6 protein-coding genes are annotated in these 8918 nt (G+C 71.7%); 4 read left to right on the top strand and 2 right to left on the bottom strand.

Translation table 11 applies throughout. From position 1 onward, the window contains the following. Positions 1–158 precede the first annotated feature (158 nt). The 4 genes from Z164_RS0104025 to Z164_RS0104010 all read left to right on the top strand — a co-directional run bounded on the left by Z164_RS0104025 (position 159) and on the right by Z164_RS0104010 (position 4578). Positions 159–2627: a DUF3772 domain-containing protein gene (locus Z164_RS0104025; RefSeq protein WP_152540852.1), complete on the top strand. Its 2469-nt coding sequence runs from the start codon at positions 159–161 to the stop codon at positions 2625–2627. Next, complete coding sequence (gene coaE / locus Z164_RS0104020) at positions 2624–3265, top strand: dephospho-CoA kinase (RefSeq protein WP_024889454.1); 642 nt, start codon at positions 2624–2626, stop codon at positions 3263–3265. The genes Z164_RS0104025 and coaE overlap by 4 nt, the downstream gene beginning before the upstream one ends. A 106-nt stretch (positions 3266–3371) precedes the next feature. After that, positions 3372–3863, top strand: coding sequence for a helix-turn-helix transcriptional regulator (locus tag Z164_RS21710; protein WP_024889453.1), 492 nt, complete (start codon positions 3372–3374; stop codon positions 3861–3863). A gap of 28 nt (positions 3864–3891) precedes the next feature. Next, the gene (locus Z164_RS0104010) at positions 3892–4578 is read left to right on the top strand and encodes a nucleotidyl transferase AbiEii/AbiGii toxin family protein (protein ID WP_236621742.1); all 687 of its coding nucleotides are present in this window, start codon (positions 3892–3894) and stop codon (positions 4576–4578) included. 61 nt (positions 4579–4639) lie between these two features. Here the strand turns inward: Z164_RS0104010 and Z164_RS0104005 are convergent, their stop codons facing one another. Further along, positions 4640–5620, bottom strand: coding sequence for a Nudix family hydrolase (locus tag Z164_RS0104005; protein ID WP_024889451.1), 981 nt, complete (start codon positions 5618–5620; stop codon positions 4640–4642). Between the two features lie 284 nt (positions 5621–5904). Continuing rightward, entirely contained in the window at positions 5905–8643 is a 2739-nt protein-coding gene (gene secA / locus Z164_RS0104000; protein ID WP_024889450.1) for a preprotein translocase subunit SecA, read from the bottom strand. Positions 8644–8918: the final 275 nt, after the last annotated feature.

The raw sequence follows: 8918 nt of genomic DNA, 5'->3' as shown, positions 1-8918 counted from the left end.
GCGTGCCCCCATCCGCCTTCGGCGCCTTCCCCCGCTTGCGGGGGAAGGGAAAAACAGCGTGCCCCCCGCTTGCGGGGGAAGGGATCGTCCTCGCGCTGCGCGTGGACATCACGCCGGCTCGCGCCACAATGGCGGGCACGCCCTGCCCGCCGGTCCGCATGACGTCCCCAGCCCTTCGCGCCGTTCACGCCCCATTCCCGGCCCCGCGCCGGGCGCCCACCGCCCCGGCCTGGGCGCTGCTGCTCTGCCTGTTGCTGCCGCTGGCTTGGCCCGCCTGGGCGCAGGCGCCCGACGCCGCGCAGGAAGTCCCCGCCACGCCGGCCGATGCCGCGATCGCCGCCCTGTCCGCCGCCTCGGGCGAACTGCAGACGCTGCGCGACCGGCTGCCGCAGGCCCAGGAGACCGCCGAGTTCGTCCAGCTGCGCGATGCCGCGGTGGCGCTGGAGGTGCGCGTGCAGGAGGCGGTGCGCACGCTGGAAACCGAATCGAAGGCGGCCCAGGCGCGGGCGGAGGAACTGGGGCCGGCGCCCGCGGACGCGTCGGCGGAGGACGCCGACGTTCGCCGCCGCCGGCAGGAGCTGGCCGACCGCGTCTCCTCGCTCGACAGCGCGGTCGCGCGCGGCCGGCTGCTGGCGCTCGACGTGCGCGATCTGCGCGATGCGGCGGCCTCCGCCCAGAACCGCCGCCTCGGCGCCACGCTGTCCGAGCGCTTCGGCTCGCCGCTGGGGCCGCGGCTGTGGCGCTCGGTGGCCGAGGATCTTCCGGCCGACCGCCAGCGAGTCCAGGCCTTCCTCAACACCCTCGAGCGCACGGTCGGCGATGCCATCGCCCGCTTCGGCGCCGCCGCGGCCATCGGCACCGCGCTGCTGGCGCTGGCGCTGGCCTGGCCGGTCCGGCGCCTGCTGCGGCGGCTGGGCCGCAACTACGCGATCCGTCACACCCCGGGCGGTCGGCTGCGCCGCTCCGCGCTCGCCCTGTGGGTGGTCGCCTCGGGCACGGCCTGCATCGGCGTGGCCGCCTACCTGCTCTCGCAGTTCCTGCGCTGGGGCCAGCCGGCCTCGGAGGTCATGGAGCGCCTGGCCGATGCCGGCGTCGCCGCGGCGGTGCTGGGCGCGCTGGCGGCCACGCTGGGCAACGGCCTGCTGCTGCCCAACAACGCGAGCTGGCGGCTGCCGCCGCTGCCCGACGACATCGTCGGGCGGCTGCGGCGCTACCCGTGGCTGGCCGGCGGCCTGATCTTCCTCGACCGGCTGGTGGAGGCGATCGCCGAAGCGATCCGGCCCAACGACGCGCTCGGCGCGGTGGTCACCGGCGCGGTGGCGCTCAGCTACGGCCTGCTGGCGATCGGCGTGCGGCGCGAGCGCCTCCACACCGGCGGCCGCGATGGCGGCGCCGTGCACCTGGCGGCCGCGCTGCGGGTGCTGCTGGCGGCGATGCGCCTGGCGGTGCTGTTGCTGCTGGCCGCGCTGTGCCTGGGCTACTTCCAGTTCGCGTTGCTGGTGGGGCGCGAAGTGGTCTGGGTCACGATCGTGGCCGCGCTGCTCTACCTGCTGTGGGTCGGGGTGGACGACCTGTGCGGGATGCTGTTCGGCTGCGACAGCCGCATGGCCGCGGCCACCGCGAGCGCCGCCGGTATCCCGCGGCGGCGCATGCAGCAGGCCGGGCTGATCGTCGCGGCGGTGACCAAGGTGGCCCTGGTGCTGATGGCCGCCGGCCTGGTCCTGGCGCCGCTGGGCACCAGCTTCTCCGGTTGGCGCGAACTGCTGTCGATGGCCGCCGGCGGGCTGCGCATCGGCGAGGTGACGATCGCACCCGCCGGCGTGGCCAAGGCGCTCGTCATCCTCGGCGGCGGCTGGGCGGCCGTCCAGGCCGCGCACGCCTGGCTGGTCGAGCGCTACCTGCCGGCCACCGACCTGGACAGCGCCTCGCGCAACTCCGTGGCCACCGTGGCCCGCTACTTCGGGGTCACCCTGGTGGCGGCGATGGGCCTCGCGGCGCTGGGCATCAGCATCCAGCAGATCGGGCTGGTGGTGGGCGCGCTGTCGGTGGGCATCGGCTTCGGCCTGCAGGCGATCACGCAGAACTTCATTTCCGGGCTGATCCTGCTGGCGGAGCGCCCGGTGAAGATCGGCGACTGGGTCAGCGTGGGCGAGTTCGAGGGCGACGTGAAGAAGATCAACGTGCGCGCCACCGAGATCCTGGTCGCCGACCGCTCGACGGTCATCGTGCCCAATTCCGATTTCATCACCAAGCCGGTACGCAACGTAACCCTGGCCGATCCGCTGGGCCGGGTGCTGGTGCAGTTCTCGGTCCCGCTCGACACCGACGTGGACGCCGTGCGCGCGACCCTGCTGGAGGTCTTCGCCCAGAACCCGGCCGTGCTCGACGAGCCGGCGCCATCGGTGACGCTGGACGGCATCGCCAACGCCTCGATCGCGATCACCGCCGTCGGCTTCACCCGCTCCCCGCGCATCGTCGGCGGGACCCGCAGCGAGGTGCTGTTCGAACTGCTGCGGCGCCTGCGCGCGCAGGGCATCACGCTGGCGCCCACCGCGCAGAACATCCGCCTGGTCCAGGATCCGGACGCGGCGGCGGCGCGCGACGCCGGCCCGGGGGCGCCGGCATGAGCGGCTACGTCATCGGCCTGACCGGCGGCATCGCCTCGGGCAAGAGCGAGGTGGAGAAGCGCTTCGCCGCGCTGGGCGTGGCGGTCGCCGATGCCGACGCCGCCGCGCGCGAGGCGGTGGCGGCGGGCAGCGCCGGCCTGGCCGCGGTGGTCGAGGCGTTCGGGCCCGAAATCCTGCAACCGGACGGCAGCCTCGATCGCGCGCGGATGCGCCGGCTCGTGTTCGCCGACGCGGCGGCGCGCAAGCGGCTGGAAGCCATCGTGCACCCGCAGGTCCGCGCGCGCCTGCGGGCGGCGTGCGAAGCCGCGCCGGGCCCCTACGCGATCGCGGCGATCCCGCTGCTGGCCGAGAGCGGGCTCGGCCCCTACCCCTGGATCGACCGCGTGCTGGTCGTGGACGTGCCGGCCGAGGTGCAGCTCGCCCGCCTGCAGCGGCGCGACGGCATCGACGCCGCGCTCGCCGAGCGCATGCTCGCCGCCCAGGCCACCCGCGAGGCGCGGCTGGCGATCGCCGACGACGTGATCTACAACGACGCCCCGCTCGAAGCGCTCGATGCCCACGTCGCCGCGCTCGACGCGCACTATCGACGGCTGGCGGAACGCAGCGGGGACACCACGCGCCGATCTCCTGCGGCCTGAGGGGGCGGGGCGTTTTCATCGCGGCTCTCGCTCAAAAAACGTATCTCATGATTTACAATTTGACCGATTTGCATATTATGAGAAACACTTTCCGCAAGGAACCGCTATGCCTGCTCGCCCGGCCGCTGAACTTCCCTTCGAACGGCACGCGGCCGCGGCCCTGGGCCAGGCATTACGCGAGCGTCGCAAGGCGCTGGGCATCAGCGTCACTGCGGCGGCCGAAGCCGCGCATGTGTCCCGGGTGACATGGCACCGGCTCGAGAAGGGCGAATCGACGGTTGCGCTCGGCTCGTGGCTCGCCGCCGCGCACGTGCTGGGACTGGACCTGAGGCTCCTGGCCCCCGGCGGCGAAGCGACCGAGCGCGGAACATCGCCGGACGCCGCCTTGCCGCTACGCATCCGGCTGGCCGACTATCCCCAGTTGCGGCACCTGGCATGGCAGGTCGGCGACGACGCTCAGACGCTGTCGCCTTCGGAGGCGCTCGGACTGTACGAGCGCAACTGGCGGCATCTCCAGCCCGATCTGCTCGAGCCCGCCGAAACGGCGTTGATCCAGATGCTGCGGCGAGTCTACGGGGAAGACAGACTGCGTGTTTGAACGACCGCATCACCGCCGGATCGCATCCGTGCTCGAATCGCTCGATGGCCGGCGCCTGCGAGCGCTGGCTTGCCTGTTCGGTGGCGGTACCGCCATCGCGCTGCGGTACGGCGAGTACCGGGAATCGGTCGATATCGACTTTCTGGTGTCCGAACCCGACGGCTACCGGCGACTGCGGCAGTCGCTGACCGGGCCCGCCGGTCTCGGCGCACTGCAACGCGATGATGCATCGCCACTGCGTTTGGCACGCGATATCCGCGCCGACCAGTACGGGATCCGCACGGCACTGCTGGTCGAGGGCCAGCGCATCAAGTTCGAGATCGTCCGCGAAGCGCGTATCGCACTGGACGCCCCCGGCCGCAGCGACGTCGTCTGCGGCGTTCCCACGCTCTCGCCGACCGACATGGCGGCCAGCAAACTGCTCGCCAATTCAGACCGCTGGCGCGACGACAGCGCGTTTTCCCGCGATGCGATCGACCTGGCGATGATGGATCTGCCGCCGCGCAGGCTTCGTCCCGCGATCGACAAGGCCAGCACCGCCTACGGGGATGGCGTCGTCCTGGACATGCAACGAGCGCTGGATCGCCTGCGCACGCACCCCGACCACCTGCAGCGGTGCATGCGAGCCATGGCGATGACCCTGCCTCCCGCAGCGCTGCAGCAGAGATTGCGGTCGCTGCGCAGGCGTCTGGATCGTGCGACGGGGCGCGACTGATCCAGCGGGCGGGCCGCGTGCGGCGGTCTTGACGCCAGGTCGAAGGCGCGGCGCACTTCGCCTAGCCGACGACGTCCCGGCCCGGCGACCAGAATGCGCGGATGCCGGCGACGCCCTGGGCGCCGTGGTCGCGCGCGCTGGCGATGGCCTCGGGGCCCAGGCCGCCGATGGCGTAGATCGGCAGCGAGACCGTCTCGCGCAGCGCCGCGAAGCCGGCCCAGCCGAGTCCCGCGGCGTCGGGATGGCTGGCGGTGGGCGCCACCGGGCCGAGCACCGCGAAGTCGCAGCCGATGGCTTCGGCCTGCCGCAGCTCCTCCGCGTTGTGGCAGGACGCGCCGAGGGGGACGTCGGCCGCGACCGGTCGCCGCGCCAGCGCCATCAGTCGCGCGGCGGGCAGGTGCAGGCCGAGTCCGAGGGACGTGGCGAGCGCGGGGTCGCCGTTGATCAGCACCTCCGCGCCGACGGCGCGCGCGAGCACGGCGGCGGCGGCCGCCAGGCGCCCGCGTCGGTCGTCGTCCACGCCGGGCAGGCGCACCTGCAGCCGACGCGCGCCCGAGGCCAGCACCCGTTCCACGCCGGCGAGCCAGGCTTCGTCCGCCTCGTCGGCCGCCGGTGCGGGGGTCACCGCGTAGCGATCCGGCTGGTGCAGCGCGGCCACCACGGGACGGTCGGCAGGCGGCATGGCGTAGCGGGCGAGCTTGTCCTGCGGCACCCAGGCCATCGCCTGGCCTTCGCGGCCCTTCGGCACGCCCCGCCAGCCGTCGATGCGGCGTACGTCCAGGCGCAGGCGCTTGTGCGGATAGGCTTGCGGCACCGCGATCAGCGGCGCGCCGACGCGGGCGTGGATGCCCAGCTCTTCGTGGAGCTCGCGCACCAGCGCGGCCTCGGGCGTCTCCCCCGGCTCGCGCTTGCCGCCGGGGAATTCCCACAGCCCGGCCAGGTCGCGGCCCTCGGTCCTGCGGGTCAGCAGCACGCGGCCGCGCGCGTCCGTGATCACGCCCGCCACCACCTCCACGGGCACGGCACCGTCCTGCTCGCTCATGGCGACATCATCGGCAACAACCGCGCTGCGGGCAATCGCAGCCCGATTTCCGGACCTCGTCAACTCGCCGACGCATGTGCGCGAAACGAAGTCGCATCCGGAGGCCGGATTGGCACGAACCTTCTGCGGATTCGATTTGGCCCCCTCTCCCGCATGCGGGAACCCTCATCCGCCCTGCGGGCACCTTCTCCCGCACGCGGGAGAAGGGACGGCTAAAAGGATGTCCGTGCGCAGCACGGACGTAACGAGCTGGATGGGCAGCCCGCATACGGGCCGACCCGGCCTCAGCTGAGTTGCCCGTGGCAGTGCTTGTACTTCTTGCCGCTGCCGCAGGGGCAGGGATCGTTGCGGCCCACCTTCGGCGCCTCGCGGGTGACCGGCGCGCCCGGCATCGGCTGCGCGCGCTGCCGCAGCGCCTGCTCGGCCTCCTCGTCGGCGCCGTAGCCGCCGGCGTCGGCATGCTGGAACTGCGCCCGGTTGAGCTGCTCCTCGATCTGGCGGCGCTCCTGCGCCTCCATCGCCGCGATTTCCTCCTCGCTGCGCACGCGCACCCGCGCCAGCAGCGTCACCACCTCGCGCTTGACCTTGTCGAGCATCTCCGAGAACAGCACGAACGCCTCGCGCTTGTACTCCTGCTTCGGCTGCTTCTGCGCGTAGCCGCGCAGGTAGATGCCCTGGCGCAGGTAGTCCATCCGCGCCAGGTGCTCCTTCCAGCTCTGGTCGAGCACGTTGAGCATGAGGTGCTTCTCCAGCATCCGCATGGTCTCCGAGCCGATCTGGCGCTCCTTGGCCTCGAACAGCGCGTCGACCTCGGCCTGCACGTGCGCGGCGATGCCTTCGGCATCGAGCTGCTCCTGGTCGCGCAGCAGCGCCTGCAGGTCGGTGCGCAGGCCGAATTCCTGTTCCAGGGCGGATTCCAGCCCCGGCAGGTCCCACTGCGAATCGATCGATTCCGGCGGCACGAAGCGCGCCACCAGGTCCGCGACCACGTCGCCGCGGATGCCGTCGATGTTGTCCTTGACGCTCTCGGCGTCGAGCAGCTCGTCGCGCTGGCCGTAGATGACCTTGCGCTGGTCGTTGTTGACGTCGTCGAAGTCGAGCAGGTTCTTGCGGATGTCGAAGTTGTGCGCCTCGACCTTGCGCTGCGCGTTGGCGATCTGCTTGGTCACCAGCGGCGACTCGATGATGTCGTCTTCCTGCAGGCCCATGCGCGCCATGACCCGCTGCACCCAGTCGGCGGCAAAGATGCGCATCAGGTTGTCTTCCAGCGACAGGTAGAAGCGGCTGGAGCCGGGATCGCCCTGGCGGCCGGAACGGCCGCGCAGCTGGTTGTCGATGCGCCGCGACTCGTGGCGCTCGGTACCGATGATGTGCAGGCCGCCGGCGGCCACCACCTGGTCGTGGCGAGCCTGCCAGGCGGCGCGCACGGCGGCCTTCTGCTCGTCGGTGGCGTCCTCGCCGAGTTCGTGCAGCTCGGCTTCCAGCGAGCCGCCGAGCACGATGTCGGTGCCGCGGCCGGCCATGTTGGTGGCGATGGTCACCGCGCCCGGGCGGCCGGCGTGGGCGATGATCTGCGCCTCGCGCTCGTGCTGCTTGGCGTTGAGCACCTCGTGGGGAATGCCCTCGGCCTTGAGCTGGTCCGACAGCAGTTCCGAGACCTCGATCGAGGTGGTGCCCACCAGCACCGGCTGGCCGCGCTCGTGGCATTCCTTGATCTCGCGCGCGACCGCGCGGTACTTGCCGGCGCGGTTGAGGAACACGGCGTCGGGGTGGTCCTTGCGGATCATCGGGCGATGGGTCGGGATCACCACCACTTCCAGCCCGTAGATGCTCTGGAACTCGTAGGCCTCGGTATCCGCGGTACCGGTCATGCCGGCGAGCTTGCCGTACATGCGGAACAGGTTTTGGAAGGTGATGCTGGCCAGCGTCTGGTTCTCGCGCTGGACAGGCACCCCCTCCTTCGCCTCGACCGCCTGGTGCAGGCCGTCGGACCAGCGGCGCCCGGTCAGGGTGCGGCCGGTGAACTCGTCGACGATCACCACCTCGCCGTCGCGCACGATGTAGTCCACGTCGCGCTGGTAGATCGCATGCGCGCGCATGGCGGCGTTGAGGTGGTGGACGACGTGGATGTTCTGGGGGTCGTACAGCCCCTCGTCCTCGCCGAGGATGCCGGCGCGGCGCAGCAGTTCCTCGGCGTGCTCCTGGCCGGCCTCGGACAGGTGCACCTGCTTCTGCTTCTCGTCGACCCAGAAGTCGCCCTCGCCGTCCTCGGTGGCCTGGCGCACCAGCGAGGGCACCACGCGGTTGACCTTGATGTACAGCTCCGGGCTCTCGTCGGCCGGGCCGGAGATGATCAGCGGGGTGCGCGCCTCGTCGATCAGGATCGAATCGACCTCGTCGACGATGGCGTAGTGCAGGCCGCGCTGGTAGCGGTCGGCCTTGGACAGCGCCATGTTGTCGCGCAGGTAGTCGAAGCCGAACTCGTTGTTGGTGCCGTAGGTGATGTCGGCGCCGTAGGCGGCGTGCTTGTCGCCGTGCGGCATGCCGGGGTAGACCACGCCCACGCTGAGGCCGAGCCAGTTGTAGAGCTTGCCCATCTGCGCGGCGTCGCGCCGGGCCAGGTAGTCGTTGACCGTCACCACGTGCACGCCCTTGCCTTCCAGGGCGTTGAGGTAGACCGGCAGCGTGGCCACCAGGGTCTTGCCCTCGCCGGTGCGCATCTCGGCGATCTTGCCCATGTGCAGGACCATGCCGCCGATCAGCTGGACGTCGTAGTGGCGCATGCCGAGCACGCGCTGGCTGGCCTCGCGGCAGACCGCGAACACTTCCGGCAGCAGCTGGTCGAGCGTTTCGCCCTTGGCCAGCCGCTGCTTGAATTCCGGCGTCTTGGCCTGGAGGTCGGCATCGGAGAGCGCCTGCATCTGCGGCTCCAGGGCGTTGACCTTCTGGGCCACCTTCTCGAGTTGTTTGACGAGGCGATCGTTGCGGCTGCCGAAGACGCTGGTGAGCAGGCGATTGAGCATGGAGGTACCGGTTGGGAATCGTGGCACGGGCCGCCGGTCCCCCGGGGCCCGCAACGAAAAAAGGGCGCGGGGCGCCCTTTTTCATGGCGGAGCGGATTGTACCGTGGGGACGGGGCGGCTGCCTTTCAAGCTGACGGGAGGGGTTCCCTTCTCCTGCCTGCGGGAGAAGGTGCCCCGGAGGGGCGGATGAGGGCCCATACGAAACTGCCGCCCCCCCCGCCCTCACCCCCCCCTCTCCCGCAGGCGGGAGAGGGGCGATGGTGTCGGGCGGGAGT

Source organism: Luteimonas huabeiensis HB2, assembly GCF_000559025.1.
Taxonomy (GTDB): Bacteria; Pseudomonadota; Gammaproteobacteria; order Xanthomonadales; family Xanthomonadaceae; genus Luteimonas; species Luteimonas huabeiensis.
Note: the sequence above shows the minus strand (reverse complement) of the source record. Positions and strands in the feature narration are given on the sequence as shown.